We start from the raw sequence: 26,851 nt of genomic DNA on the forward strand, positions 1-26,851 counted from the left end.
CGGGCGGTGCACGCCAGCGCACCGACGGGGTCGGCTGCGGCGGTATCGCCCCGGTGAAACCGCGCTGGCCGCGATACTGGCCGCGGGCGGGCGGTCAGGGAGGTACGGGTGAACTCGGCGAACGGCGCGGCGGTGGTGGTCGGCGTGGACGGCTCGGAGCCGGCGCTGCGGGCCGTACGCCTGGCGGCCGGGGAGGCCACCCGACGGCACCGGCCGCTGCGGGTGGTGCACGGGTTCATCTGGCCGTTGCTGCGCGTGTCCGTGCAGGCGCCCGCCGGAGGGCCGCCCGGCGGTGGCCTGCGGCACCAGGCGGAGGAGATCGTCACCGCTGCGGTCGCCGAGGCGGAGGCCGCGGCACCCGGGCTGCGGGTCTCCGGAGAGATCATCGATGGCGAGGCGTCGGCCGCGCTGCTCGGCGAGGCCCCCTCGGCCGCCATGATCGTGGTCGGCGATCGGGGGCTCGGCGGTTTCGCCGCCCTGGTGGTCGGCTCGGTGGCGATCCAGGTCGCCGCGTACGCCGACTGCCCGGTCCTGGTGGCGCGCGGCGCGGGCCGCCCGGCCGGCCCGGTGGTGGTCGGGGTGGACGGCTCGGCGCGGTCCCGCCCGGCCGTGGAGTTCGCCGCCGAGGAGGCGTCCGTGCGGGGCGCCCGGCTGCACGCCGTGCACGCCTACACCCACCCGGTCTCCGTCGGGCCCGGCGACATGCAGCCGCTGGTCTACGAGGAGGGCCAGCTGCGCGGCGAGGAGGACCGGATCCTGGCCGAGTCGCTGAGCGGGTTGGGTGAGCGCTGGCCCGAGGTGCCGGTGACCCGTGAGGTGACGCACGGGCGGCCGGTCGGCGTGCTCACCGAGGCCTCCCGCACGGCCCAGCTGATGGTCGTCGGCGCGCAGGGCCGGGGCGAGCTGACCGGGCTGCTGCTGGGTTCGGTGAGCCAGGGCGTGCTGCACCACGCCGACTGCCCGGTCGCCGTGGTCCGCGCCCCCGGCTGAACGGTTGGTCCCGCGCGGGGCGGGTAGACGGTCGCATAGCCACTGCGACCGGAGGAGGCAGGGATGCCAGGACCACGGCCGGGCAGCAACGCGTACGACAAGGAACGGTCGCGACTGCGCGATCTGATCGAGAATTCCGGGCGCGCCGCCGACCAGGAGGCGAACCAGGTCGCGAACCGGATCCTGCAGGAGGACCGCGGCCAGCGCGGCATCGTCCGGGGCGAGCGGACCTTCGGCCCCAAGGGCGAGCGTGAACCGGGCGACCCGAAGTGAGGGCCGCCCCGGTGGTCGACGGCGCCATCGCCGGCGCCGTCGGCAGCGCCGCGTTGAACATCGTCAGCTACCTGGACATCGCGGTCCGGGCCCGCCCGGTGAGCAGTACGCCGGAGCGGACCGCGGGCCGCCTGGCGGATGTCGCGCACGTTGACCTCGGGCCCGGGGAGCAGGGGGCGAACCGCCGCTCCGGCCTCGGCCCGGTGATCGGTTACGGCATCGGCATCGCCGCCGGCGCCGTATTCGGCGTGTTGGCCGCCCGACGCCGAATACCGCTGGCCGCGGCCATCGGCCTGCTCGGTGGTGGGGTGATGGCGTCGTCCGACGGGTCGCTGGCGGTGCTGGGGGTCAGTGACCCCCGGACCTGGCGGCGATCGGACTGGGTGTCGGACCTCGTACCGCACCTGGCATACGGGATGGCGGCCGCAGCCACCTGGTGGAGGCTGCGGCCGCCGTCGCGGCGGGGCCGTTAGCTTCGCCGGTTGCTCTCGTCCTCGGCCACCGGCTCGCCCGCCGGACCGTACGGCGACACCTGCCCCTTCGGGACCGGCCGGCCGACGTCCGCATTGGACGTCCCGCTGTTGCGCGGGCTCCCGGCCGCGCCGGGACCCTTGCTGTCCTGGCTGGTGGCGCCCCGGTTGTTGCGGCGGAACTCCTGCTGCTGCGGATTGACCACGGGTCTCTCCTTCCCGGTGGGAGCGCACGGCGTCGGCCGCGCACGTCACCCGGGTACCCGCCGCCGCCGGGCACATTCCGACCCCGGGCCGGCGTCTGGACCGGCCTGGCAGGGGTACCCGGCAGGGATGCCGAACGATCGGAACGTGGCGCGGGTGCTGCTCGACCGGCAGGGTCGCACGTACGCGGAGGAGGGCGGGATCCCGCTCGCCGACCGGCCCGGGCCGCTCTACCAACTGCTGGTGCTCAGCATGCTGCTGAGCACCCGGATCCGGGCGTCGGTGGCGCTCGCCGCGGCCCGGGAGCTCTTCACGGCGGGCTACCGCACGCCGCAGGCGATGGAGGCGGCGAGCTGGCAGGACCGGGTCGACGCGCTCGGCCGCGGCCACTACCGGCGCTACGACGAACGCACCGCCACCATGCTCGGCACCGGCGCCCGGCTCTGCCTTGACCGGTGGCACGGGGACCTGCGCCGGATGCACAAGGAGGCGGACGGGGACCGCACCGTGCTGCGCCGGCTGCTGACGGAGTTCCCCGGCATCGGCCCCACCGGGGCGGACATCTTTCTGCGCGAGGCGCAGACGGTCTGGCCGGACGTGCGCCCGTACGCCGACCGGCGGGCCCTGACCGGGGCCCGGCGGCTGGGCCTGCCTGCGAACCCGAGCGGGCTGGCCGGCCTGGTCGGCGAGGGCGAGTTCGGGCGGTTGGCGTCGGCGCTGGTCCGGGTGGCGCTCGGCGAGGAGTCGGCGGGCGAGGTCAGCCGGACGGCGGCCGCCGCCCGCTGAGGGCTACTTGGCCGCCGGCTTGGTGAGGTTCCAGGCCAGCGCCGAGGCGAGCAGCGCCAGCAGCACCACACCGCCGGAGATGCCACCCTCCCCGCCGTTCTGGCGATTCCCGGTGGCTCCGAAGTAGATGACGGCGAGCCCGGCGAGCAAGGTGATGAACGTCCGGAATCCTCGGTCTCTCACGCCCGCACGATACGACCGTTCCGGACGGTTTCGAGCCGTTTCGCGCAAGATTCCCCGACCGGAGCCGGTGTCACCGCTCCGGGCGGCCGGCGGCCGGGCCGCGCGCGGGTCCCCGCCCGGCCAGCCGGACCAGGACGTCGGGGGTCGGCTGAGCAGCCACACCGCCGGCCGGGACAGCCGGGCCAGCCGGTCCAGCAGCGCGGCGCTGAGCAGCGCCCAGCGCCGGACCGGCTCGGCCCAGCCGCCGCAGCTGCCCCTCACGCAACGTCACCAGGGCCATCGCCATCTCGCTGCCGGAGAGCGCCGGGCTGATCAGAACCAGGATCAGCACCAGGGCGAGCTGACCGGCCATCAGTCGTTCTCCAGGTCGTCCAGGGAGATCGCGTGGGTCATCAACCACCGGGCCAGCGCGGACATCCCGAACAGCCACAGCGGCGCGGACTCGGTGGTCCCGTTCGTGGCGAAGATGGCGAACCGCAGGTCCGGTGCCCGGTACGCCTCGATCCGCCACTTGTGGTTCTTGTCCCGCCAGACCGCGGAAGGGTCCATGGCGTCACCGTAGGTGACCGGGTGGGCCGCCGACGCCACTTCCGTCAGCGGGGCGGGGCCACCACCTCACGGGCGTCGTCCGGCAACCGGCGGGTGGCGCCGCGGCGGTCCAGCAGCTCCAGCAGGGGCACCGCCACCCGCCGGGTGGTGCCGAGGGCCTGGCGGGCGGCACTGAGCGTGAACGGCTGCGGCAGCCGGGCGAGCACCCGGACCGCGTCGTCGAGCGCCCCGGGCAGCAGCACCACGTTGTCGGCGAGTCTCAGCAGAGCGCCGGCCCGCACCGCCGCGCCGATCTCCCGGGGGCCGAGACCGAGGTCGATCAGGCGGTGCGCCTCCGGCGCCTGGAACGGCCGGTCGCCGTACTCGGCGCGGACCCGCTCGACGGCGCGGGCGACCGGGTCGGGCAGCGCGTCGGCCACGGCGGCGGTGACCCGGCCGGACCGCAGCCGCAGCGGCGGCCGCAGCAGCGCCTCGACCAGGGCGCGGTCGGGCAGGCCGAGACGCTGGCGCAGCACGTCGACCGGCACGCCCGGTTCGAGGGGGTGCTCCCGGCCGTACCGGGCGACCTCGTCGGTGAGGCGTGCGCCCAGGGCCCGCCAGTGCGCCGGATCGGCCAGCCAGTCCCCGGCGACCGGGGGGCCGGCCACCCTCACCCCCATCCGGGTCAGCTCGCCGGCCCGCACGAGGTGCCGGCGACGCAGCTCCCCGGCGAGGTCGGGCCTACCGTCGAGTCCGGCGAGGACGGCGGCCCGGGCGACGGCGGCGCCCCGCCGGCGCAGCGGCGGCGGGTCCACGTCCAGCACGGTCACCCCGCCGGCCACATGGTGCCGGCCGGGATCGCGCAGCAGGGCCCGGTCGCCGATCAGCAGCGGCAGCGGGCGGGACAGCCGTAGCCGCACGGTGTCCGGGCCGAGCGGGCGGACCCGCACCGGCACGGCGGCGGAACCCACGTGCAGGGTGAGGGTGGCCGGCAGGTCGGCGGCCGGGTCTCCGGCGAGCCGCACGTCGAGCAGCTCCGTCAGCCGGAACCGTCCTGGACTGAGCAGGGCGTCGCCCCGGGCCACCCGGTCCCGCGACACGCCACGCAGATTCACCGCGACCCGGGCCACCGCGTCGACCTCGACCCGGGCGGCGTTCAACGAGTGCAGGCCCCGGACCCGTACCTGCTGCCCGGTGGCGGCCAGTTCGAGCTGGTCGCCGACCCGCAGCCGGCCACCACCGAGCGTGCCGGTGACCACGGTGCCGCTGCCCCGGATGGTGAAGGACCGGTCCACCCACAGCCGCACCGGGGCGTCGAGCGCCGGAGCGGGCAGCCGGGCGACGAGCCGGTCCAGGGCCGCGCGCAGCTCGGGCAGGCCGGCTCCGCTGACGCCGCTGACCGCCACCGCCTCCACCTCGCCGAGGGAGGTCGCGGAGATCTCCTTGCGGGCCCGGGCCAGGGCCGGCCCCGGGTCGGCCAGGTCCGCGCGGGTGACCGCCAGCAGCCCGTACGACACCCCGAGCGCGTCCAGGGCGGCCAGGTGCTCGGCGGACTGCGGCATCCAGCCCTCGTCGGCCCCGACCACGATCAGCGCGGCCGGAACCGGGCCGACCCCGGCGAGCATGTTCGGCACGAACCGCTCGTGCCCGGGCACGTCGACGAAGGCGACGGTGCCACCGGAGGGCAGGGCGGTCCAGGCGAAGCCGAGGTCGATGGTCATGCCCCGGCGGCGTTCCTCCGCCCAGCGGTCGGGATCCATCCCGGTCAGCGCCCGGACCAGGGTGGACTTGCCGTGGTCGACGTGCCCGGCGGTGGCGAGGACCCACACGGTCAGCCCCCCACCCGCAGCACCGCCGCGCGGAGCGCCTCGTCGGCGCCGGCCGGCACGCAGCGCAGGTCGAGCAGGAGCCGGCCGTGCAGCACCCGGCCGAGGATCGGCGGTTCGCCGGTACGCAGCGGCTCGGCGTACCGCTCGGGCAGGCTCAGCGCCCAGGAGTCGAGTTCCACGCCAGGGGCGCCACCCCCGCCGACCACGGCGGCGCTCGGCACGACCTCGGCCTTGCAGCCGTCCTCGCCGAGCCGGTCGCGCAGCCGTTCGGTGCGCTCGCGCTGGGCGCCAGGCTCGGCGTGCAACGCTTGGCGGGTGGGCGTGGTCGGGCCGTGCAGGGTGGCGGCGAGCGCGGCCAGGGTGAGCTTGTCGACCCGCAGCGCCCGCGCGAGCGGGTGCCGGCGCAGCCGCTCCACCAGGTCGGCCGCGCCGAGCAGCAGCCCGGCCTGCGGGCCGCCGAGCAGCTTGTCGCCGCTGGCGGTGACCAGGTGGGCGCCGGCCCGCAGGGTGCTCGCGGCGTCCGGCTCGTCGGGCAGCAGCGGGTCGGGGGCGAGCAGGCCGGAGCCGATGTCGGCGACCACCGGAACGCCGAGGGTGGCCAACTGCCGGACCGGCACGGCGGAGGTGAACCCGCTGACCACGAAGTTCGACGGGTGCACCTTGAGCACGAAACTGGTACGCGGCCCGACGGCCGCGGCATAGTCGGCGAGGGTGGTGCGGTTGGTGGTGCCGACCTCCCGCAGCCGCGCCCCGGTGCACTCCAGCAGGTCGGGCAGGCGAAAGCCGTCGCCGATCTCGACCAACTCGCCGCGACTGACCACGATCTCCCGGTCGGCCGCGAGGGCGGTGGCGGCGAGCACCAGGGCGGCGGCGCCGTTGTTGACCACGTGCACCGCGGGCGCGTCCGGCACGGCGGCGGCGAGCGCGGCGAGCGTGTCCCGACCGCGCCGGGCCCGCCGTCCGGTGCGCAGGTCCAGCTCCACGTCGGTGTGCCCGGCGGCGGCCACGAGGGCGTCGACGGCGGCGGCGGACAGCGGAGCACGGCCGAGGTTGGTGTGCAGCACCACGCCGGTGGCGTTGAGCACCATCCGGGGCGCCGGCGCGGGCAGGTCGGCCAGCGCGGCGTCGCGTACCTCGCCGGGGCTGATCTCGCCGCTGCGGGCACGCTGCTGGGCGCGGACGATGGCCGCCTTCACCCGGTCGCGGCCGAGCGTGCCGACAGCGGCGGCCAGCCCGGGATCGGCGAGCAGCGTGTCGGTGCGCGGCACCCGCCGCCGCGGGTCGGCCTCACGCATCGGGTCAGCCCCCAAAATGTCGCTTGGCGGAGACGGACGGGAATCGAACCCGCCTGGCCCGGGTCCCGGACCACACCGGTTTTGAAGACCGGGAGGGGCACCAGCCGCCTGAACGCCTCCAACCAGCACTTAACCACATGCGGTTTCCGCCCGCCCGCGGAGGGCGCAGCCCGTCCCGGTTCAGGGTCCGGGCGTCTGGAAGTGGGGTCGCGGGCGGCCGGGCGCCGTGGGCAGCCGGGTGATCGGCGGGAGCACCAGCGAGACGAAGGCGAGGATGCCGATGACCGTGAACGGCAGCGTGTAGCTCTTGCCGCTGGCGTCGTACAACACGGCGGTGAGCAGCGGACCCACCACTCCCCCGAGGCTCCAGGCCACGATCATCGCGCCGTAGATGCCACCGGCGTTCGGGGTGCCGAAGTAGTCGGCCGCGGTCGCCGGCATCGTGCCGAAGCCGCCGCCGTAGGCGAGGTACACCAGGGCGGCGAGCAGCGCGAAGAGCCAGAAGGCGGCCGCGTGCGGCAGGATCAGGAAGCAGACGCCCTGCAGCGCGAGCATCCCGAGAAACGCGGGCATCCGGCCGATCCGGTCGGAGAGCCACGCCCAGGCCACCCGCCCGCCGCCGTTGAACAGGCCGAGGATGCCGACCAGTCCGGCGGCGGTGGCGGCGCTCGCCCCGGCGACCGCCTGGGCGGCGTCCGCAGCCTGGGAGATCAGCGCGATACCGCAGGTCACGTTGAGGGTCAGGATCAGGGTGAGCAGGTACCACTGCCGGGTGCGCAGGGCCTCGCCGAAGGTGTAGACCCGGGTGCCGGCGACCGCCCGGCCGCCGACCGCCGGGGTGAAGCCGGGAACCTGGTACCCGGTCGGCGGGTTGCGGAAGAAGGACGCCCCGAGCAGCACGGCAACCAGGTAGGCGACGCCCAGGGGCAGGAAGACGCTGGTCTTGTGGTTGGTCCCGGCGAGCAGCGCCTTGGCCACCGGTGCGGTGATCACCGCGCCGAAGCCGAAGCCGGCCACGGCGATGCCGGTGATCAGCCCGCGTCTGTCGGGGAACCACTTGCTGAGCATCGCGATCGGGGTGATGTACGCGGCGCCGAGCCCGATGCCGCCCAGCACCCCGTAGGTGAGCAGCAGCAGCCACAGCTGATCGCTCGACGACACCAGCGACGCCAGCATGGTGCCGACGGCGTAGAGGACCCCGCCACCGAGCGCCACCGGCCGCGGCCCCCGGCGGTCCTGGATGCGCCCGCCCACCAGGCTGCCGATGAAGATGGTGCCGATCGCCACCTCGAACGGCAGCACCACCTCGGCCTTGCTCCACCCGAACTCGGCCTGCAGCGGCTTGTTGAACACGCTCCACGCGTACACCGCGCCGAGCGCGAGCTGGACGAGCACGGCTGCCAGCACGAGACCCCATCGGCCCCGTGTCGGCTGTCGACCGCGCGAACCCGCGGCTGTTGTGGCCATGAGCGGTACCCCCGTATCGGCTCATGGGCCTGGCGCCTCGTTACGTGTCGACCCCCGGATTCGGGCCGGCGCCCGGCCCGCTGACGTCTGATGTCCCCTGCTCCCGCCGCTTTACGCGTTCGCGCTGCGGGACCACGGTGTACTTCGGGTCCTTCGCCGAGGCGACCCCACCGTGGAAGATGCCGAACCGGGTGCAGACCGAGGCGGCCAGCAGGGCGCCGCCGGACAGCGCCGAGATGACCCGGCTGCGGCGACCGGCGAGCGCCCCGGCGACGCCCGCGGCGGTCAGCGCCCGTCCGGCGCGCAGCAACCTGCCGGCAGTGCCGGTGCCGTACGGCTCGCTGAGCAGGCCGAGCCGGTTCTCGACCCGGTGCGAGCCCCACAGTTCCAGGGCCGCGCCGGCGACGGCGAAGCGCCGTGCCGGGCCAGCCTGCGCGGTGGGCGCGGCGAGCAGGCCAACGCCGGCGCCGCTGGCCAGGGCGCTGCCCGCGAAGATGGTCGGCAGTTCCGGGTACGCCTCGTGCCAGGACGGCACCGCCGTGTCGGCGAGCAGCACGCCGGTGTACGTGGCCAGCGCCGGCGCGGTGGCCGCGGCGAGCAGCCCCGCGGCCTGACCGGCCGGGGGCAGCAGTTTGCGGCCGAGGCCGAGCAGCCCGCGTTCGGGCAGCCAGGGCGCGGCCTCGGCGGCCGCGGCGATCCCGGCGGCCGGGCCGAAGGTGGTGAGGATCCAGGTGCCCACGCTCATCGGTGAGGTCAGCTTCGCCATCCGCAGCATGTGGTGGAACCGGCTCGGCCTGCCCAGGTCGTGGACGAGGAAGTACGCGCTGGCGGTGACCGCCGCCAGCGAGGTGACCCGGCCGGCGCGGCGCAGCGCCGGCCGCCCGGTGAGCTGCCCACCCGCGGCCAGCAGCGAAGACCCGGCGGCGAGGCCACCGGTGAACAGGTACGCGGCGATGTCCCACCGCCACACCGGGGCCTTGAGAATCGGCCGGCCGTAGTAGGAGGTGAACTCGGCCGGCGGCACGGTCAACTGCTCCCCGCCGCCGCCCTTGCGGCCACGCCGTCGGGGCTCGGCCGGCGCGACATCGCGCGGCGGGTACGGGGCCAGGCCGCGGTCGCGGGCACCCCGGTCGGAACGGGCCACACCCGTGCCGGTGCCGGTGGCCCGGCTGCCCCGCTCCGAGCCGGCCGGGACCGGTCCGGTGCCGTTGCTCGCCGGCCGCCCGTTGCGCGGGGCGCCGGGCTCGCCCGCCCGGACGGCGGGAGCGCCACCGGGCGCCGGCGTCATCTTCGGGCCGTGCCCGGGGTGCCGGCCCGGCCCGCCGAAGCGCTCGGGCCCCTCCGCGGCGAGCCGCTCCCGGAACCGGCGGAACAGGTCGCCCACCGGGGCGCGCTCCGGACTCACGATGAACCTCCGACGAACGCGGCGACGGCCGCCGCCGCCATGGCCAGGGCGGCCAGCCCGGCCCGCTTCCACATCCGCGGCAGGTCCCGGGTGGTGACCACCGGGTCCGGCGGCAGGCCGTACACCTCCGGCTCGTCGAGGAGCAGGAAGAACGCGCCGTCACCGCCGACGCCGTCGGTGGGGTCGTGCCCGTAGAGGCGGGCCTCCGGCACCCCCCGCTGGTGCAGCGCGGTGACCCGCTGCGCGGCGCGCTCCCGCAGCTCCGTTAAGGGGCCGTACTGGATGGACTCGGTCGGGCAGGCCTGCGCGCAGGCGGGTGTCATGCCGGCGCCGAGCCGGTCGTAGCAGAGCGTGCACTTCCACGCCCGGCCATCGCCCTCACGCTGGTCGATCACCCCGTACGGGCAGGCGGAGATGCAGTAGCCGCAGCCGTTGCAGATGTCCTCCTGCACGACCACGGTGCCGAACTCGGTGCGGAACAGCGAACCGGTCGGGCAGACGTCCAGGCAGGCGGCGTGGGTGCAGTGCTTGCAGACGTCCGACATCATCAGCCAGCGGAAGTCCGTCCGGGACTCCGCGTCGGTGGCCCGTCCGGGCGGCTGCGCGCCGGGCATGCCGAGGAACTCCGGTCCGGCGGCCATCCGCGCGGCCGCCTCCGACCGACCCGGGGGTACGCCGGGATCGGTGCCGGTGTGGTTCACCGTGCCGGCGGCGGTGGCGGCGCTGGCCGGGCTGGCCGCCGGGCCGGTCGGGTCCCCCTCGAACGGCGGGGTGCGGTGCCCGGCCGGGCGCGGCTGCTCGATGAAGGCGACGTGCCGCCACGAGTTGGCGGTCAACGCGCCGGTGTTGTCGTACGACATGCCGAGCAGGTCGAAGCCCGACTCGGGGACGGCGTTCCACTCCTTGCAGGCGACCTCGCAGGCCTTGCAGCCGATGCAGACGCTGGTGTCGGTGAAGAACCCCATCCGGGGGCCGGCGTCGACCCAGCCGGCGTCCGGCGCCGGGTCGAGCGGACCGTAGAGGCTGTTGGTGTCAGGCATCCCCGCCCCCGTCGTCCCGCGCCGCCTGCTCGGGTGACTCCTCGGTGTGCTCGCCGGCGGCGGGCCCGCCGACCGCGTCGGTGGTCACGACCGGCACCTTCCGGTTCGGTGTCATGCCGGCCCGCCGCTGGTAGTCGCCGACCAGGTCGAGCAGCGCCTGCCCGGTGGGCCGCCGGCCGGGCCGGACGTCACAGGTGCCGACCTTGCTCTCCTGGATGAGCACGTTCGGGTCCAGGGTGATGCCGAACAGGTCGTTGGCCGAGTCGCCGGTGACCAGGCCCTCGGTGCCGAAGTGGTACGGCAGCCAGAGCTGGTGGATCGTCCGGCCGTCCACCCGTAGCGGGGTGAGCCGGTCGGTCACCAGCACCTTCGCCTCGATCACCGCGCGCCCGCTGACCAGGTGCGCCCAGCCCAGGTGCGCCAGCCCGGCCTCGGCGGCCAGTTCCGGGGAGACCTCCACGAACATCTCCGGCTGGAGTTCGGCGAGCGGTCGTACGGTGCGGCTCATCCCGCCGGCGGTGTGGTGCTCGGTGAGCCGGCTGACCGTGAAGACGTACGGGAAGACCTGGGCGTGCGGCTCCGGCGGGCTCGGGTTCATCCGGTTCACCGGGTGCTCGTAGATCTTGCGGGTCGGGTTGGCCTGCTGCCCGTACAGCGGGTTGCGCAGCGGGGACTCGGCCGGCTCGTAGTGGGTGGGCAGCGGGCCGTCCAGCAGCCCACTGGGCGCGTAGAGCCACGCCTTGCCGTCGCTCTGCATGATGAACGGGTCGTCACCGGCGAGGGCCTCCGGGCCGGAGGCGCCCTCCGGCGGCCGGTACGTCGGCGGCTTGGTCTTCTCGAAGTCCGGCACGTCGCGGCCGGTCCACTCGCTCCTGTCCGCGTCCCACCAGACGTATCGCTTCCGCTCGCTCCACGGGCGGCCCTGCGGGTCGGCGGAGGCGCGGTTGTAGAGGATGCGCCGGTTCGCCGGCCACGCCCAGCCCCACTCGGCGGCCACCCAGTCCTGCTCGTGCCGGGACTTGCGGCGGGCGGCCTGGTTGACCCCGTCGGCGTAGACGCCACTGTAGATCCAGCAGCCGATCGCGGTGGCGCCGTCCTCCTTCGCATCGAGGAACGAGGACAGCGGGCGGCCGGTGGCCACCTCGTACCCGTTGATCTCCTTCAGCACCGCCTCGGCGCTCGGCTCGGCGTGCGGACCGTGCGTCGGGTAGTCCCAGGTGAGGTCGAGCAAGGCGCGGTCGCGCGGATTGGTGGAGGCGGCCAGCTTCTCCCGCAGCACCCGGCCGAGGTGGTAGAAGAACCACAGCTCGGACCGGCAGTCACCCGGCGGGTCGAGGGCCTTCTCCCGCCACTGGAGCAGTCGCTGGGTCTGGGTGAAGGTGCCCTCCTTCTCCACGTGCGAGGCGGCCGGCAGGAAGAACACCTCGGTGCGGCACTCCTCCGGCACGATCTCGCCGGTGGCCACCTCGGGGCTGTTCTTCCAGAACGTGGCGCTCTCGATCATGAACAGGTCGCGGACGACCAGCCAGTCGAGGTTGGCCATGCCGAGTCGCTGGGCGCGGCCGTGCGCCGAGCCGACGGCCGGGTTCTGGCCGAGCAGGAAGTAGCCCTTCACGTGGCCGTCGATCATGTTCAGCACCGTCTGGTACGTCCCGTGGTCGCCGGTCATCCGCGGCAGGTAGCCGTAGCAGAAGTCGTTCTCCGGCGTCGCCGCGTCACCCCAGTAGGCCTTGAGCAGACTGGCCGCGAAGGCTCGCGCGCTGCCCCAGAAGCCCTTCTGCCCGGGGTGGCGGATCCGGTTCACCCAGTCGTCGAAGGTCGCGTGGGTGGCGTGGTGCGGCATCGGCAGGTAGCCCGGCAGCAGGTTGAACAGGGTCGGGATGTCCGTGGAACCCTGGATGCTGGCGTGCCCGCGGAGGGCCAGCACGCCGCCGCCGGGGCGGCCGACGTTGCCCAGCAGGGTCTGGATGATCGCCCCGGTCCGGATGTACTGCACGCCGACGCTGTGCTGGGTCCAGCCCACCGAGTAGACCAGCGCGCCGGTCCGCTCCCGGCCGGAGTTCTCCGTCCAGGCGCGGGCCAGTTCGAGGAACTTCTCCTGCGGGATGCCGCAGACCCGCTCCACCATCTCCGGGGTGTACCGGGAGAAGTGCCGCCTGAGGATCTGGTAGACGCAGTGCGGGTGCTGCAGCGTCTCGTCGCGCTGGACGTCCGCCGGCAGCGGCATTCCGTGCGACTCGTGCCGCATGCCCGCCGCGCTGTCGCGCTCCCGGCCGGTTCCCCTGATCCGGGTGCGTTCCTCGTGCCCCTCGTACTGCCAGCTGGTCTCGTTGTAGGAGCCGGTCTCCGGCTGGTAGCCGGAGAAGAGGCCGTCCAGGTCCTCGGTGTCGGCGAACTGCTCGCTGACGATGGTGGCGGCGTTGGTGTACGCCAGCACGTACTCCCGGAAGTCCAGCTCGTTCTCCAGGATGTACCGCACCACGCCGCCGAGCAGCGCGATGTCGGTGCCCGCCCGGATCGGCAGGTACGTGTCGGCGACCGCGCTGGTCCGGGTGAACCGCGGGTCGATGTGGAAGACCTTGGCCCCCCGCTTCCTGGCCTCCATCACCCACTGGAAGCCCACCGGGTGGGCCTCGGCCATGTTCGAGCCCTGGATGACGATGACGTCAGCGTTGGCCAGGTCCTGCTGGAAGACTGTCGCGCCGCCGCGACCGAAGCTGGTCCCCAGACCGGGGACGGTGGCGGAGTGTCAAATCCGGGCCTGGTTCTCGATCTGCAGTGCCCCGGCCGCCGTGAACAACTTCTTGATGAGGTAGTTCTCCTCGTTGTCCAACGTCGCCCCGCCGAGGCTGGCGATGCCGAGCGTCCGGTTCAGCGGCCGGCCCTCGTCGTCGACGTCCTCCCAGGTCTCGTCGCGGGCGGCGAGGATCCGGTCGGCGATCATGTCGAGCGCGACGTCGAGATCCAGGTCCTCCCACTCCGTGCCGTACGGCCGGCGGTAGCGGACCTTGGTCTGCCGCAGCGGGCTGGTGACCAGGCTCTTGCTGGCCGAGCCCTTCGGGCAGAGCCGGCCGCGGGAGATCGGGCTGTCCGGGTCGCCCTCGATCTGGGTGACCTGACCGTCCTTGACGTACACCCGCTGCCCGCAGCCCACCGCGCAGTACGGGCAGACCGAGCGGGCCATGCCGTCGGCGGTCTCGGTGCGCGCGCTCAGGGCCGCCGATCGGCCCGATCGGGCCGCCGCGCCCCGACCCAGCGGGTCCGTGCCGGTGAGCTGCCGGTAGACCGGCCAACCCTGGATGAAGGTCTTCACACCCATCCCGGAACACCCTCCCGTCCCCGCCCGCGGAGCTGACCTCATGAACACTAGGCCAGCCGGTGAAACGGCGCGACCGGAGCCGCCAAACGGCCCGTCCCGGAGACCGGTCGGCCGGTCGGCGTCGGCGCGACGGCCGGACCATGAAGTCGAGACTGTCTTCAGTCAGGCATCCGACAGCAGAAGCCCGACCTGTGGTTGATCATCGACGGCATCCGGTCCGACGGGGAGGTCGTGGTGGCAACCGAGCTGATGCGCGTACGCACCGACGACGGCGACGAGGTCTTCTTCGAGATTCACCGCCGCGAGACCGGGTTCGGCGAGGCCGGTCTCGACGAGGAGAAGATCGTCGAGGCCCGCAAGCGGTTCGAGACCGGCCTGCGGGAGATCAACGTGGCCGCGCAGAAGGCGCTGAACACCTTCCGCGCCGCCGTGCACCGCCCCGACGACATCGAGATCGAGTTCGGGGTGAACTTCACCGCCGAGGCGGGCGCCGTGTTCGCCAGGACCGGGATGGACGCCCACCTGACGGTCAAGCTGACCTGGTCCGCCAGGCCGACCGGGGGCGAGGCCGCCCGGCAGTGAACCACCTACCGCGATGGCACGCGCGGGTCGCGGCCGCGACCCGCGGTAGCGGCTTCCTGATCGACGACCGGCACGTCCTCACCTGCGCGCACGTCGTCGGCGACCGGCCGGCGGCGACGGTGTCGTTCCTGGCCCTGGGCCGCGATCACAGCGTGCCCGGCACCGTCGTGTACCGCGGCCCGTGGACGCCCGGGGCCGGGGAGGGCGACGTCGCGGTGGTCCGCCTCGACGAGCTGGTCGGGCTGGAGCCGGCCCGGCTCGCGCCGCTGCACGCCGTGGAGATCTTCGCCGAGCAGAAGCTGGCCGCGTTCGGCTTTCCCAGCGGGTACACCGGCAGCGGCCAGATCTCCTACTTCCGCGCCGACCCCCATCCGCGACTGGCCGGCCGGGCCTGCCAGACGACGCCCGTCGACGACACCGGGTTCGTGCTGCGGGAGGGCTACAGCGGATCGGCCGCGTACGTCTGCGGCACGGACGAGGTGATCGGCATGGTGATCTCCGCGGACCGCGACGGCACGAGCGGAAGCGGCGTGATCCTGCCCGTGGACGAACTCCACCGGCAGTGGCCGCAACTCGCCGAGCGGATCCCGCTCGGGCCGTTCGGCCCGGCGCCCTACCGGGAGCTGCGCGACATCCTCCACGACGTCCACCTGCCGGAGGCGCACGCGCTGCTTTTGGACGTGCTGGCCGGGCACCCCGCGCCGCCCGCCCCCCGCCGCCGGCTGCCCTCGGTGCTGGCCGTGGCGGAATTCCTCGCGGTCATCACGACCTACACCGACGAACAAGTCCGTGATCTGGTCGTCGGGCTGCTCCGGGAGGTCGGCAAGCGGGTGCCCGAACGCCGAGAGGCCCTGCACGGCTGGACCGGCCAACACGGCTGGGGCACCGACCGCACACCGGCGGCCGTGGCGCTCGCCGACGAACCGGCCCGGCAGGGCTGGGTGGTGGTGCGAATCGCTCCTACCGGCGGCTCCCGCCGGCTGTGCCACCTCACCATCTGGACCGCGACCGGCCCCGACGGCGAGCTGGACGAACCGGTCCTCGACGAGGAGGTCCCGCGGGCGAAGGTCCGGGCCGCCGTCGAACGGTCGCTGCCCGGGGCGTACGCCCGGCTGCCCCTGTCCTGCGAGACGATCGGCGTCGAGTTCGTCCTGCCCCGGGGCCTGCTCGGCTGGGAGGTGGACACCTGGGCCGGCGGGCTGGACGTGCCGCTGGGCTGGCAGGGGCCCGTCGTGGTGCGGGACCTGGAGTGGTTCGACTCCCCGGCCCCGCACGAGATCGAGAAACGGGCGCGGCGCCTGCGCGACGACCCCGGCACGTTGGACACCATGATGCGGTGGCTGGAATGCTCCACGCCCACCCTTGAGCCGCAGAAGTTCCAGGCGTGGCTGTGGGTGAACCCCCCGCCGGTCGCGCTCGGCCTGGCCGGGCCGTGGGCCGCCGACCAGCACATCCACCGGGCAGTGGCCAGCGGGGTGCCGGCGCTGCTGTGGCGGCGCGCCGCCTGCGACGTGCACATCGAGGCGACGACGGCGTGCGCGGGCACCCGGTTCCGGGCCGAGATGGTCGAGCGGCTGCGCGGACTGCGCGGCGACGACCTGCCCACGCAGATCCGCGATCTGCGCGCCGAGGCGGGGCTGAGCGACGATCCGGAGCACTGTGGGCGGGACGTGACACTGCTGTGGGACGAACCGCGGCGGAGGCCCGCCGCGCTGGGCTTCGCGGAGTGAGGAGCGGACGTGTCCGAGCGACCGGGCTGGTGGATCTACGAGGGGACCGGCGTCCCGCACGACGGCATCGAGCGGCTGCCCGACCCACCGCCCTGGCGGGTGTTCGACGCCGACGCCACACCCACCGCCCCGCAGGTCGACGAGACCCCTGCCGACGCCCTGCGCGGCGACCGGTACCGGCCGGACCGGGAGACCGTCGAACTGGTCAACGCGGCGGTCTACCTGCGCCGTCCGCTGCTGGTCACCGGACGACCCGGCACCGGGAAGTCCACCCTGGCGTCCGCGATCGCGCACGAGCTGAGACTCGGCCGTCCACTGCGCTGGAACATCACCAGCCGGGTCACCGTCAAGGACGGCCTCTACCAGTACGACCCGCTCGCCCGGCTGTACCAGACGAAACGCGGCGACGCCGGGACGGAGGACCTCGGCCGGTTCATCCGCCTCGGCCCGCTCGGTACCGCCCTGCTGCCGGCGGACCGCCCCCGGGTGCTGCTCGTCGACGAGGTCGACAAGGGTGACCTGGACCTGCCCAACGACCTGCTGACGATCTTCGAAGACGGGTCCTACGAGATCCCCGAGCTGGTACGGCAGGCCGACCACTCGCCCGACGCGTCGGTGATGACCGCGGACAGCACCGTGCGGGTACCCGTGCACAACGGCCAGGTGCGCTGCCGGGCCTTTCCGATCATCGTGATGACCAGCAACGACGAGCGCGAGTTCCCGCCCGCGTTCCTCCGCCGCTGCATCCAGGTGACCCTCCCTCAGCCCGACGCCGAGAAGCTCTCCGCGATCGTCGGCGCCCATCTCGACGACCTCGCCCAGAGCAGCGCCGACCTGATCCGGCGTTTCCTCGACCGCCGCGACCCGGGGGATCTGGCCACCGACCAGCTGCTCAACGCGATCTACCTGACCGACCAGGCGGGACGGTCCGGTGGGGTGGACCGGCTCCAGCTCGCCGAGAAGGTCATGGCTCACCTGTCCCGCCGGTCCGATGACGGTTGACCGGCTCCTTGCCGCGATCACCGCGGTCGGTGGCGACCCGACCGGCCGGGAACTCGCCGAGGCGCTCTGGCTGAGCCACCACCTGCGCCCGCGGGGCCCCACCGTCGCGGCGTCGCCGGACACCGCCGACCACGCGGAATTGCCGGAACCCGGCGAGGTCGCGCCGGAGCCGCCGGCCCCGGTCGCCGACGCCGCGCCGGAGCCGCCCCCCGTGCCCGCGCCGCCCCGGCCGGCGCCCACCAGCCTGCACGTGCCCCCGGCCGAGCCGGGAACCGTCCGGGCCAGCGAAATCACGGTGCCCGGATCGATCGCGCTCGCCGACCGCCTGGGCCTGCAACGGGCGCTGCGCCCGCTGACGCGGCGGGTCCCGTCCTCACGCGAGCACATCCTCGACGAGGAGGCGACGGTCCGGGCCGCCGCCGAGCACCTGCTGATCGACCGACCCTGGCCGGCGGTCATGGTTCCGGCCACCGAAAGGTGGCTGGACCTCGCCGTCGTGGTGGACACCAGCGCGTCGATGGCCATGTGGCGGGAGCTGGCCACGGCGGTGGCGGGCACCCTGGCCGGGTCGGGCACGTTCCGGCAGGTCGGCCGATGGCGCCTGAACCGTGACGACGCCGGCCGGGCGGTGCTGTCGACCTGGCAGGGCGAGCCGCGTCACGCCGCCGAACTCGTCGACCCGAGCGGCCGGCGGGTCGTCCTCGTGCTGAGTGACTGCGTGGACCGGTCCTGGCACACCGGCGACGCCGGTGCCCTGCTGCACCGGTGGGCCCGGCACGGTCCGGTGGCCGTCCTGCAACCACTGCCCGAGCGGATGTGGTCGCGTACCGCCGGACGCACGGTGGCGGGCCTGCTCAGCGCGCCCCGGCCCGGTGCGCCCAACACCGACCTACGGTTCAGCCCGTTCGACGGGCTGCCGGCACCGCGCGGCACCGTGGTGCCGGTACTGGAGATCGCTTCGCCCTGGGTGGGCCGCTGGGCCCGGCTCGTGGCCGGCGCCCCGGCGGTCACCGCGGCCGTCACCGTGGTCACCGGCGAACCGGAACACGCCGGCCCGGCGCGGCCCGGCGCAGCGCCGACGCCGGCGCAGCGGGTACGCCAGTTCCGCGCCGCCGCCTCGCGCGAGGCGTTTCAGCTCGCCGGCTACGTGGCGATGAGCGAACCGGTGCTGCCCGTGATCCGCTACATCCAGCAGGCCATGTTCCGCCGGTCCACCCCGGCTCAGCTCGCCGAGGTGCTGCTCAGCGGGCTGTTGCGGGTGGTCGACGCGCGCGCCGGCCGGTACCGGTTCGTCGAGGGGGTGCAGCCGTTGCTGCTGGACACCCTGACCCGGCCCGAGCTGTTCCGGGCCGGTGAGCTGCTGGAGCAGCTCTCCCGGTCGGTACAGGCCCGGATGGGCGTCGCCCGCGACCACTTCACCGCGCTCAGCCCGGGACCCGGCAGCCCCGGCGTCGCCTCCGACAGCCGCCCCTTCGCCGTGGTCAACAGCGTCGGGCTGGCCCGCCTCGACCGGTCCGGGTCGCGTCCGGGCGAGCCCGGGCCGGACCCGACCGACGACACACCTTCCGCCGCGGACCCCGACGACGGCACGCCGACCGGTGCGGAGAGCCCCGCCGACAGGGCGGCCGTCCCCGGATCCGAGCAGGCCGGTCCGGGTGCCACCCCGGGCGACCTGCTTGCGCCGCAGCGACGGGTGGTGCGCTGCACCGGCCGGGCGACGGAGCTGGCCGAACTGGACCGCTGGTACGACGCCCGGGGCACGTCGGTGCGGGTGCTGACCGGTGGACCGGGCGTCGGCAAGACCAGGCTGGTGGTCGAACTGCTGACCCGGCACGACGCGGCGTGGCCGGCCCGGGCCCACCCCGGGGCGGACCTCCACTGCACGCTCCCGCGCGCCGACGGTGCTCGGATGGTCGTGATCGACCGGGCCGAGACCCGCGCCGACGTAATACGGCGGGAACTGGCAGCAGCCGCCGCCGGCACGCCGGTGCGCCTGCTTCTCGTCGCCCGGGCCACCGGCGACTGGTGGCAGGAGCTGCTGCGGGCCGACCCGACAGGGCTGGTCCGCGACGCCCCCGTGCACCGGCTGGCCCCACCCTGGCCGGCCGGCCGGGAGCGGCAGGACGCGTTGCGTCACGCATTGACCGACCTCGCCACCGCGCTCGACAGCGCCGGCGGCACCGACCACTGGCGTCCGCACGCCGAGGGGTTGCGGCTGCCCGATGTGAGCGACGACCGGTACGCCGCGCCGGTCACCCTGCACCTGGCGGCGTTGCGGATGCTCGTACGCACGCTTCCCGGGCCGACGCCGGCCGTCCTGTCCCGCGCCGTGACCTGGGCCCTCACGCAGGAGCGCCGGTACTGGGAGGCCACCGCGGTCGGCGCGCAGATCTCGTACGCCCGGCCGGGTGAACTCGACGAGTACGTCGCAGCCGCCGCACTGTACGGCGCCGCCACCGCCCGCGACGCCCACGAGGTGATCGGCCGGCTGCGCCCGGAGCAGACCGCGGACCGGGCAACCCTGCACCGGTTGGCGAACTGGCTGCACGAGCTCTACCCCGACGGCGCCGGCGGCTACTGGGGAACGGTCAAGCCGGACGACCTCCGGTTCGAGATCGCCGTACCCGCCGTCCGGGCCAACCCCGCCGTCGTCACCGACGTCCTCGCGGATCGTCCCACCGACCAGCTCCGCCGGGCGATGCAGGTCCTCGGCCCGGGGTGTCACCGGGAGCCCTGGCTCGCCGAACCGCTGTGGCGGGTGGTGGGCGACCGGCCGGCGCTGCTGCTCGCCCTGCTCGAACAGACCCGGTCCCGGACCTCGGTGATCCCGCCCGCGCTGGTCGACCGGCTGCGCCGGTTGGTGGCGGACCCGGCGACCCCGGAGTCCGCGCTGCGGGCCGTCGCCGACGGCCTGCCCGATCCCGCGGTCCTCTTCGCCGACCAACCCGCGCCGGTGTCGGAACGACTCGTCGCGGGCATCCGGCGGCTGGACGGCTGGGACCGGCAGCGGCCGTGGCTGGCCGAGGCGCTGACCCGGCACCGGGAGCGGCTGCTGGCCGACGGGTCCTTCAGCGAGATGACCGCCGTGCTCGCCGAGGAGGTGGAGCTGCGGGCGCGCCTGGCCGACCGCGCCCGGCCGCCGGCCGTGGAACGGCTCGGGCGGCGGCTGGCCGGCACGCTGGACGCGCAGGCCGAGCACCTGTTCCACGCCGGGCTGACCGTGCAGGCGCTGAGCGCCGCCAACCGGGCGGTCGCGCAGTACCAGCGCCTGCCACCGCGCGCCGAGGACGGCTCCCTCGCCCTGCTGTGCGCCGCCGAGGTCCGGCGGGCCCGTCTGCTGCACGAGCTCGGGCGTACCGAAGAGGGCCTGGAGGCGGCCCGCGCGGCGGTGACGCACGGCCGTGAGCTGGCCGCGGCGGAGGCGCGCCCCGGCCCGGCCTCGCTGCTGGCCGGCGCGCTCGCCGCGCTGGCCGCGCTGCACCGGCTGCGGGGTGAACCCGCCGCCGCCGTCGCCGCCGAGAACGACTGCGTACGCCACCGGCGGGAACTGCACGCCGCCGATCCGGCGTCGCACACCGTGGCACTGGGTCGGGCCCTGCTCCGGCAGGCGCTGGACCTCGCGGACGTCGGCACGCCCGAGCAGGCGCTACTCACCTGCGACGAGGCGGTTACCCTGTACCGGGCCGCGACCGACACCGGGTTGCCGGTGGCCGAGCTGGCCAGGGCCCGCTACTGCCAGGCGCTGCTCCTGCGCGACCTCGAACGGCGGGGCGAGGCCGTGGTCGCGCTCCGCGAGGTGGTCGTCCTGCACCGGCGCCTGGCCACCGCCGACCCGGGCCGGTACGGTGCCGACCTGGCCGAGGTGCTGCGTCAGCAGGCGCGGGTGCTCGCCGAGACCGGCCTCGCGGACGCCGCCATCGAGGCAATGACCGAGGCGTGCGACGTGCTGGCCCGACTGTTCCGCGACAACCCGGCCGACGATGCCCTGCGCGCCCGGCTGGTCCAAGGGCACCAGGAGCTCGCCAGGCTGTGGGAGCGGGTGGGCGACCGGACGGCGGCCGAGCGGCACCGGGTCCGGGCTCGACTGTTGCGCGAGGGCCCGGGCACCGGCGGGCGACCCTAACGGGAAACGCCGAACTCGCCCCAGGCTTCCGCGGACACGTCGTTGCCCCAGAGGGCCCGGCCGGCGCCAGCGGCGATCGTCGCCACGGTGCGCACGTACGACAATTCGTCATCCGTGAAACCGTCACGCTTGCGCCGGTCGGTCATCGTGGCGAATGCGGGCTCGTACCGGGGCAGGTCCAACCGGTCAAGCTGCACCGCCAGCTCCGCGGTTTCGGCGGCCGCCAGCCAGCCGTGGATGCCCTCGGAGACACCGAACTGGTAGCCAGCCCGGGAAGCTGGCTCACGACTGGCCAATGGACCAGCCGAACACCTTCCACACCGCCCAGCAGGCGTCCAGCACCTGCGCGGCCCACCGGCCCGCCCCCTGCGGCAGCCCCACCCACGCGGCCCAGGCCGCCAGCGCGATCGTCGCGGCGCCGGTCACCCCCAGGATCACCAGGCGGTACGCCCGGTACGACGAGGGCAGGTCAGCGGAGCGCACGAAGGGCCTCCCCCCGGATCAGGCGGTCGCCGCGCAGCAGCCACCGCAGCGGCTCCGCCGAGTCCTGATCACCCCGGCCGGCGAGAAAGAACCCCACCTCGGCGAAGTCCCGGGTGGCCGCGACCACCAACTGGTCCAGACCCTGCCCGTCCAGCCACGGCCGGAGGTGATCGCGCTCCGGCCGTGCCGCCAGGGGCAGCCGGTCGGCCCCGGTCACCACGACGGCCAGCCGGCACCGGCCGGTGTCCATCCCCCGGTGCCGCAGGCCGGCCACCACCACCTCGTACGCGTCGACCGGATCGGACCGGGGCGGCGCCGACCCGGCGCCGGCACTGGTGACCACGGAGAACGCGTCCAGAACGAACACGAAGTGACGCGTCTCGTGCAGGTACGCGTACGACCGGCAGACCACCGGGTCGTCCAGCCCACGGCCGGGCGCGTCGAAGAGCTGGATCCGCTGGTCCGCGCCGTGGCTCCGAAGGGTCACGGTCACCACCTCCGGCCGGAGCCGGTCACCGCCGCCGGTTCGCCGACTGACCGTGCGCCGGTCAGGTGGAAACCGTGCGACCAGCCCGGTGACCATGGCTTCGACCAGTGTGGTCTTGCCGGCGCCGGCCGCGCCGAACAGCGCGACGCGGACCTCGGTGCTCCGTCCGCTGCCCGCCGCGAGGCGGGTGCCGCACTTGGGACAGGCCGCGGCCAGCCGGGCGCCCGCGGCCGCCGCCCGTACCGGTAGCAGGGTCCCGCAGCCGCACCGCCGGCGCCACAGCCCGCGCAGGCCGGGGCGCAGCATCCGGTGCCGGTCGGCACCGGCCGGCGTCTCCTGCGGGTGCTCACCGGGGCACCGGTACTCCGGCAGGTCGATGAGGAAATAGCAGCGTGGACAGCAGATCTCCGTGCCGCGCCGCAGCTGCCTGCGGTGGTCGGCCACCCGCAGCAGCCCGGTGCCGGCCACCGCCACCAGCCAGGCGGGCACCGCGACCAGCACCACGACCAGGCTGAGCAGGAGCAGGGCGGCCACGGCGCCGACGGTGAGGCCGGCGAGCCCGGCGGCGGGCAGCGTGAGCAGCGGCCAGCTGAGGATGACCGTCCAGGTCCGGGACCGGGCCGTGGCGTGCGGGCTGTCGGGGTCGAGGTCCGGGTCGATCAGGCGGAGATGGTAGCGGCGCATCCGGGGCAGGGCCCGCCAGCTACGACTCCACAGCCCGGCGACGTGATCGCGGCAGCGCTCGACGACCTGCCGCAGGTCGTAGCCGGCCTGCCGGTGGGCGTAGTGGACCCAGGCGTAGTCCTGCCGGTACCGCCCGAACCGGCCCCCACCCTCCCCGGTGAACTCGTCACGCGGGGTGCGGACGCGGGGCGGGTCGGTCAGCCCGCCCAGTACGCGCGTCGCCTCGACCAGGCCCAGCACCAGCCCGGCGAGGCCGCCGAGGAGGAGGGCGAACAGGGCCAGCGGCGCCACCGTCACCGCGGCCAGAAGGTAGCCGGTCAACGCCAGGCAGGCGGCGAGCATCAGCAGGACCGCGGCCGGGGCGGACACCGTTCACCGCCCGTCCGGCCGCAGCCGGCGGAACAGGCCCCGTCGGGTCGAACGCACCAGCGCCTTCCACCGCGCCGACCACATCGGTCCCACCCCGTCGACCTGCGTCGTCATCTCGTCCAGCCGCTTCTGCGAACAGCGGGCCACCACCACCCGAACCTGCCGGTCCAGCTCGGCGTGGGTGCCCGCCTGGATCATCGCGGCCATCTCCGCAGACTGCCGCTCGACGTTGACCAGGACGAACGCCAGCGCCACGTGGGCCGGCCGGGAGTTCGCCATCAGTTCCCCGCGGAGCTTGCGGGAGCACGCCTCGGTGAGCTGGGGCGCGTGGGTGAGGACGGCGAAGGCCGCGGCGGCCATCGGCGCGCCGACGATCGCCTCGCACAGCTCCGGCATCCGGGCGTCCACCAACGGCGGCGGCACCCGCACCGCCGCCAGGTTCAGGATCCCGACGTCAGGCCGGACACTGAGCACCTGGTCGAGCACCGCGGACAGCGCCAGGTGTCCCTGCACGGCGCGATCCACCTCGGGTGGCACCACCCAGAGGCCGTGGGCCGCCAGGGCCCGCACCGCCTCCACGTACTCGGGGTCGGCGCGGTAGCCCAGCACCGCGGCGCCCAGATCGGCGAAGATGCGGGGGTCCAGCGGGGCGCGCGGAGGCAGCATGCGGCGCAGCAGGTCGGCCTCGGCCAGGTTGACCGGCCGGCCGGTCCAGATCACTGCGGCGGTGCGGTTCACCATCGCCACCTGGTGCCGCGCCTGCAACGCGGTGCGCAGGCACTGTTCGATGAGGTCGTACTGCTGCGGCGGGGGCAGGTGCCGCAGGGCGGCGGCCACCACCGCGGCGTCCAGCGGCTGCTCCAGCCGCATCGGCTCCCGCAGCAGCACGTCCCACCACTGGTCGCCGAGCGTCTCGGCGATCTGCGGTTCCGCCGTCAACCGCTGGCCCAGTTCGTGGCGCAGCACCCGCAGGATCTCCTCCGCGCAGGCCCACAGCTGCGGCTGGTACGGGTGCTCCGGATGGTCGGCCCAGTCGAGGACGAAGCGCTCCACGCCCGGGCGCAGGTCGGCGACGAACGGCCGCAGCCCGAAGCGTCCACACAGCCGCAGCAGCGCGTCGAACCGGGCGGGCCGGGCCGCGCGGAGCGCCTCGGCGAGCGGGGCGACCGCCCGGGCCTCCTCCACCCCGGACCAGCCGTCGGGTGCCGGCGGGGCCGGCTCGGCGAGCACCCGGCCCGTCGCCAACGCCTCGCGCCGTTCCGCGTCGATCAGCGCGGCACGAACCGCCACCCCCCGGTGCGGGAAGGTGACCGCCCGGCTGGCCCTGTCGAGGTCGCGCAGCACCGCGGCCGGCCACTGGTCGGCCGCCTCCACGAGCAGGTCCACGATCCCGCCGCCGTACCGGCGGACCAGCGACGGTGGCCCTTCGCGCAGCCAGGTGACCAGCCGCCCGACCTCCGGCCGCCCGGGGCGGCGGTGCAGGATGGCGGCCAGCGCCACCGCCATGCCGGCCTCGCCGGACAACCCGGAGGCGGCCGCCACCTCCACCGCATCGACCACGTCCAGCGGGTCCTCGGTGAGAAACAGCTCGGTCCAGCGCCGCGCGGCGGGATCCTCGACGGACCGGCTCCACGCGTGCCGGACCAGGTCCACCACCAGGTATCCCTGGTCGTTGTCGAGGCCGGCCGCCGGGCCGGCCCAGTCGGGGTGCACCGCCAGGATCCGCTGCGGTGCGTACGCCGGGTCGAGGGTGAACACCTTGAACCCGATCCGCAGCGCCTCCTGTTGGGGCAGCAGCAGGGTCACCGCGGTCACCCACCGCAGCACCACCGCCGGCTCGGGTGCCACGAAGAGGATCCGCCGGCCCGGCCCGTCCGCGTTCAGCAAGGTCGACAGCAGGGCGGTGAGCAGGTTGTCGCCGTCGGCGGCCGCCCGGACGAACGCCTGCGCCTCGGCCGCGCCGAAGGAGCCCGGCTGCCAGCCCGCCTCCAGCGGCGGACACCGGGTGCCGGCCGCCGGTTCGGTGGTCCAGAAGGGCGCCTCGAACAGCTGGGCTGGCCGCACCAACCCGTACGAGGCCGGGTCGCCGGTCACGACGGCATGGGTGAGCTGGTTGCCCTCCCGGCCGCCGACGCTCTCCCGTCCCAGGTAGACCCCCATCGCGGTGGCCAGCAGCCCGTCCCAGACGTGGGCGAAGGACACCGGGTACGCGCTGACCGGCCGCCGCTCCCGCATCCACCGTGGCGGCGGCTCGTACAGGAGGTTGCGTTGCACCACCGACTCCGCGCCGCGGTCCGCACCGGCGGACCGGGACTGGAACTGCAGTCCCGGCGCGCCGCGCAGGCCCTGCCCCTCGCGGCAGTCGGTGTAGATCAGGGTTTCGAAACGTCCGGTCATTCCGCCCTGCCGCAGGGCACGACGCCGAAGCGGCGGAGGCTGAGCAGCCAGAGCAGCGGCTCGTCGACCCGGTACGGGCTCACACCCCCGCCCTCGACGAGGGCATTGTCGTAGTCGGGCGGGGCACCCAGGGCGGACACGAAGAAGTACCGGAAGGTCCGGTAGTTCTGCCGCAGGTGCTGCTCGATGTCCCCGCCCTGCCACTTGTCCAGCAGCGCGGCGACCTGCTCGTGGGTGGCCCGGCCCAGGCGCTCGTCGTACAGCGGAGCGCGTCGTGGCTCCTGGCACAGCGGGTGGTCGCGTCCCAGCACGTCGAAGAAGGCGTCCATCTTGGCGAATGCGACCGCGACGGGCTTGCTGATCCGGTCGCTGCCGCCGACCCCGTTGCTGGCCCGCAGGCTCTGGGTGAGCCGGTCGACCACGGCCATGGTCTCCTCGGTCGAGCGGATCGCCGACGCCGGCAGCCGCAGCCGCTCCCGGGCGTCCGGCAGCATGAACGGGTCGAGCAGCAGGATCAGGCCGTCCGCCGCACCGATGTACGCCAGGTCCTGCGCCCCGCTGAGGGTCCCGACGTCCTCCCCCGCCGTGTCGTGGAAGGAGAGGTAGCTCGTGCGATAGGAGGTCCGCCCCCAGCGGCGACGCTCCCCCCGCCACTCGAACACCAACGGCTCGCGCCGCCCGTCGACGCTCTGCGGGGTCGCCTCGAGCAGCTTGTGCTCGGTGAACATCCGCTCCACGTTCTCCGCGAGCCACTCCCTGGACGACTCGAACCCGCCCTGGCGGTCGCCGGTCATCCGGATGTCCGCGCCGAACCGGCGACGCAGGTGGGCGGAGCGCAACTCCTTGGCCAGCACGGTCAGGTAGACGCTCTTGCCGGTGCCCTTGCCACCGAACATGGCGATCATCGGGCTGAACGAGTCCCCGAAGTTGGGCGGCAGCGGAGTGTGGCACTCGGGGCACGCCCGCACCCCGGTGCGGCCCCGGCAGTCCGGGCACCAGGCGAGCCGCACCGGTCGGACCCGTTGGCTGCGTGGCGGCGGAAAGGTGGGCAGCACGGGCTCCTTGAACCCGGTCATCCGCCTCCGGGCGTCGTCGACCCGCTTCCGGCACCCGTCATGGTCGGCATCCCCCCGTCCCAGGCACTGGAACCACAACGCCGCGCCGTCGATGCGCTGATAGCAGTACGGGCACGCCACCTTGGCCAA

General features: G+C 74.7%; 23 protein-coding genes and 1 tRNA gene. 8 read left to right on the plus strand and 16 right to left on the minus strand.

Annotation, left to right across the window (positions count from 1 at the left end):
• Positions 1-108: 108 nt before the first annotated feature.
• The 3 genes from ACL02O_RS03590 (at position 109) to ACL02O_RS03600 (ending at position 1,736) form a co-directional block, all read left to right on the plus strand.
• Positions 109-990, plus strand: coding sequence for a universal stress protein (locus ACL02O_RS03590; RefSeq protein WP_412816481.1), 882 nt, complete (start codon positions 109-111; stop codon positions 988-990).
• Positions 991-1,053: 63 nt separating this feature from the next.
• Complete coding sequence (locus ACL02O_RS03595) at positions 1,054-1,263, plus strand: phosphatidylethanolamine-binding protein (RefSeq protein ID WP_412816482.1); 210 nt, start codon at positions 1,054-1,056, stop codon at positions 1,261-1,263.
• On the plus strand, positions 1,260-1,736 hold the full coding sequence (locus tag ACL02O_RS03600; RefSeq protein ID WP_412816483.1) for a hypothetical protein: 477 nt from the start codon (positions 1,260-1,262) through the stop codon (positions 1,734-1,736). Before ACL02O_RS03595 ends, ACL02O_RS03600 begins: the two co-directional genes overlap by 4 nt.
• Here the strand turns inward: ACL02O_RS03600 and ACL02O_RS03605 are convergent.
• The gene (locus ACL02O_RS03605; protein WP_412816484.1) at positions 1,733-1,939 is read right to left on the minus strand and encodes a hypothetical protein; all 207 of its coding nucleotides are present in this window, start codon (positions 1,937-1,939) and stop codon (positions 1,733-1,735) included. The genes ACL02O_RS03600 and ACL02O_RS03605 overlap by 4 nt on opposite strands.
• Before the next feature lie 127 nt (positions 1,940-2,066).
• On the opposite strand from ACL02O_RS03605, the gene ACL02O_RS03610 reads away from it, so the two are divergent.
• Positions 2,067-2,723 (plus strand): HhH-GDP family DNA glycosylase, encoded by a 657-nt coding sequence (locus ACL02O_RS03610; protein ID WP_412816485.1) that lies wholly within the window; start codon positions 2,067-2,069, stop codon positions 2,721-2,723.
• A 3-nt stretch (positions 2,724-2,726) separates the two neighbouring features.
• Here the strand turns inward: ACL02O_RS03610 and ACL02O_RS03615 are convergent, their stop codons facing one another.
• The 10 genes from ACL02O_RS03615 to fdh all read right to left on the minus strand — a co-directional run bounded on the left by ACL02O_RS03615 (position 2,727) and on the right by fdh (position 13,789).
• On the minus strand, positions 2,727-2,906 hold the full coding sequence (locus ACL02O_RS03615) for a hypothetical protein (RefSeq protein WP_412816486.1): 180 nt from the start codon (positions 2,904-2,906) through the stop codon (positions 2,727-2,729).
• Between the two features lie 70 nt (positions 2,907-2,976).
• Positions 2,977-3,258 carry a hypothetical protein gene (locus ACL02O_RS03620; protein WP_412816487.1) on the minus strand — a complete coding sequence of 94 codons (282 nt, stop codon included), beginning with the start codon at positions 3,256-3,258 and terminating at the stop codon, positions 2,977-2,979.
• The gene (locus ACL02O_RS03625) at positions 3,258-3,455 is read right to left on the minus strand and encodes a hypothetical protein (protein ID WP_412816488.1); all 198 of its coding nucleotides are present in this window, start codon (positions 3,453-3,455) and stop codon (positions 3,258-3,260) included. The genes ACL02O_RS03620 and ACL02O_RS03625 overlap by 1 nt, the downstream gene beginning before the upstream one ends.
• 44 nt (positions 3,456-3,499) lie before the next feature.
• On the minus strand, positions 3,500-5,263 hold the full coding sequence (gene selB / locus ACL02O_RS03630) for a selenocysteine-specific translation elongation factor (RefSeq protein WP_412816489.1): 1,764 nt from the start codon (positions 5,261-5,263) through the stop codon (positions 3,500-3,502).
• Positions 5,264-5,265: 2 nt separating this feature from the next.
• Positions 5,266-6,558 carry an L-seryl-tRNA(Sec) selenium transferase gene (gene selA, locus ACL02O_RS03635; RefSeq protein ID WP_412816490.1) on the minus strand — a complete coding sequence of 431 codons (1,293 nt, stop codon included), beginning with the start codon at positions 6,556-6,558 and terminating at the stop codon, positions 5,266-5,268.
• A gap of 24 nt (positions 6,559-6,582) precedes the next feature.
• Positions 6,583-6,678, minus strand: a tRNA-Sec gene (locus tag ACL02O_RS03640).
• Between the two features lie 60 nt (positions 6,679-6,738).
• Positions 6,739-8,025 (minus strand): L-lactate MFS transporter, encoded by a 1,287-nt coding sequence (locus ACL02O_RS03645; RefSeq protein WP_459560880.1) that lies wholly within the window; start codon positions 8,023-8,025, stop codon positions 6,739-6,741.
• A 40-nt stretch (positions 8,026-8,065) separates the two neighbouring features.
• A complete protein-coding gene (gene nrfD / locus ACL02O_RS03650; protein WP_412816492.1) occupies positions 8,066-9,430 on the minus strand; it encodes an NrfD/PsrC family molybdoenzyme membrane anchor subunit in 1,365 nt (454 codons plus the stop codon).
• Positions 9,427-10,470, minus strand: a complete 1,044-nt coding sequence (locus ACL02O_RS03655) for a 4Fe-4S dicluster domain-containing protein (protein ID WP_412816493.1) — start codon at positions 10,468-10,470, stop codon at positions 9,427-9,429. Before ACL02O_RS03655 ends, nrfD begins: the two co-directional genes overlap by 4 nt.
• On the minus strand, positions 10,463-13,789 hold the full coding sequence (gene fdh, locus ACL02O_RS03660) for a formate dehydrogenase (protein ID WP_412816494.1): 3,327 nt from the start codon (positions 13,787-13,789) through the stop codon (positions 10,463-10,465). The genes ACL02O_RS03655 and fdh overlap by 8 nt, the downstream gene beginning before the upstream one ends.
• A gap of 234 nt (positions 13,790-14,023) precedes the next feature.
• On the opposite strand from fdh, the gene ACL02O_RS03665 reads away from it, so the two are divergent.
• The 4 genes from ACL02O_RS03665 to ACL02O_RS03680 are packed head-to-tail and all read left to right on the plus strand — an operon-like array spanning position 14,024 to position 21,226.
• Complete coding sequence (locus ACL02O_RS03665) at positions 14,024-14,371, plus strand: CU044_2847 family protein (protein ID WP_412816495.1); 348 nt, start codon at positions 14,024-14,026, stop codon at positions 14,369-14,371.
• Positions 14,368-16,101, plus strand: coding sequence for a VMAP-C domain-containing protein (locus ACL02O_RS03670; RefSeq protein ID WP_412816496.1), 1,734 nt, complete (start codon positions 14,368-14,370; stop codon positions 16,099-16,101). Before ACL02O_RS03665 ends, ACL02O_RS03670 begins: the two co-directional genes overlap by 4 nt.
• A 9-nt stretch (positions 16,102-16,110) precedes the next feature.
• Entirely contained in the window at positions 16,111-17,103 is a 993-nt protein-coding gene (locus ACL02O_RS03675; protein ID WP_412816497.1) for an AAA family ATPase, read from the plus strand.
• Entirely contained in the window at positions 17,093-21,226 is a 4,134-nt protein-coding gene (locus tag ACL02O_RS03680; RefSeq protein WP_412816498.1) for an SAV_2336 N-terminal domain-related protein, read from the plus strand. The genes ACL02O_RS03675 and ACL02O_RS03680 overlap by 11 nt, the downstream gene beginning before the upstream one ends.
• On the opposite strand, the gene ACL02O_RS03685 is transcribed toward ACL02O_RS03680, so the two are convergent.
• From ACL02O_RS03685 to ACL02O_RS03705, 5 genes are read right to left on the minus strand one after another with little or no spacing between them, the layout of a single operon-like run.
• On the minus strand, positions 21,223-21,522 hold the full coding sequence (locus ACL02O_RS03685; protein ID WP_412816499.1) for a hypothetical protein: 300 nt from the start codon (positions 21,520-21,522) through the stop codon (positions 21,223-21,225). The genes ACL02O_RS03680 and ACL02O_RS03685 overlap by 4 nt on opposite strands.
• Positions 21,509-21,709: a hypothetical protein gene (locus tag ACL02O_RS03690; RefSeq protein WP_412816500.1), complete on the minus strand. Its 201-nt coding sequence runs from the start codon at positions 21,707-21,709 to the stop codon at positions 21,509-21,511. The genes ACL02O_RS03685 and ACL02O_RS03690 overlap by 14 nt, the downstream gene beginning before the upstream one ends.
• The gene (locus ACL02O_RS03695) at positions 21,696-23,249 is read right to left on the minus strand and encodes a GTPase domain-containing protein (RefSeq protein WP_412816501.1); all 1,554 of its coding nucleotides are present in this window, start codon (positions 23,247-23,249) and stop codon (positions 21,696-21,698) included. Before ACL02O_RS03695 ends, ACL02O_RS03690 begins: the two co-directional genes overlap by 14 nt.
• A 3-nt stretch (positions 23,250-23,252) precedes the next feature.
• Entirely contained in the window at positions 23,253-25,646 is a 2,394-nt protein-coding gene (locus ACL02O_RS03700; protein ID WP_412816502.1) for a GTPase-associated protein 1-related protein, read from the minus strand.
• The gene (locus ACL02O_RS03705) at positions 25,643-26,851 is read right to left on the minus strand and encodes a hypothetical protein (protein ID WP_412816503.1); all 1,209 of its coding nucleotides are present in this window, start codon (positions 26,849-26,851) and stop codon (positions 25,643-25,645) included. Before ACL02O_RS03705 ends, ACL02O_RS03700 begins: the two co-directional genes overlap by 4 nt.

Origin of the sequence: Micromonospora mangrovicola, from assembly GCF_047200535.1 — a bacterium.
Classification (GTDB): domain Bacteria; phylum Actinomycetota; class Actinomycetes; order Mycobacteriales; family Micromonosporaceae; genus Micromonospora.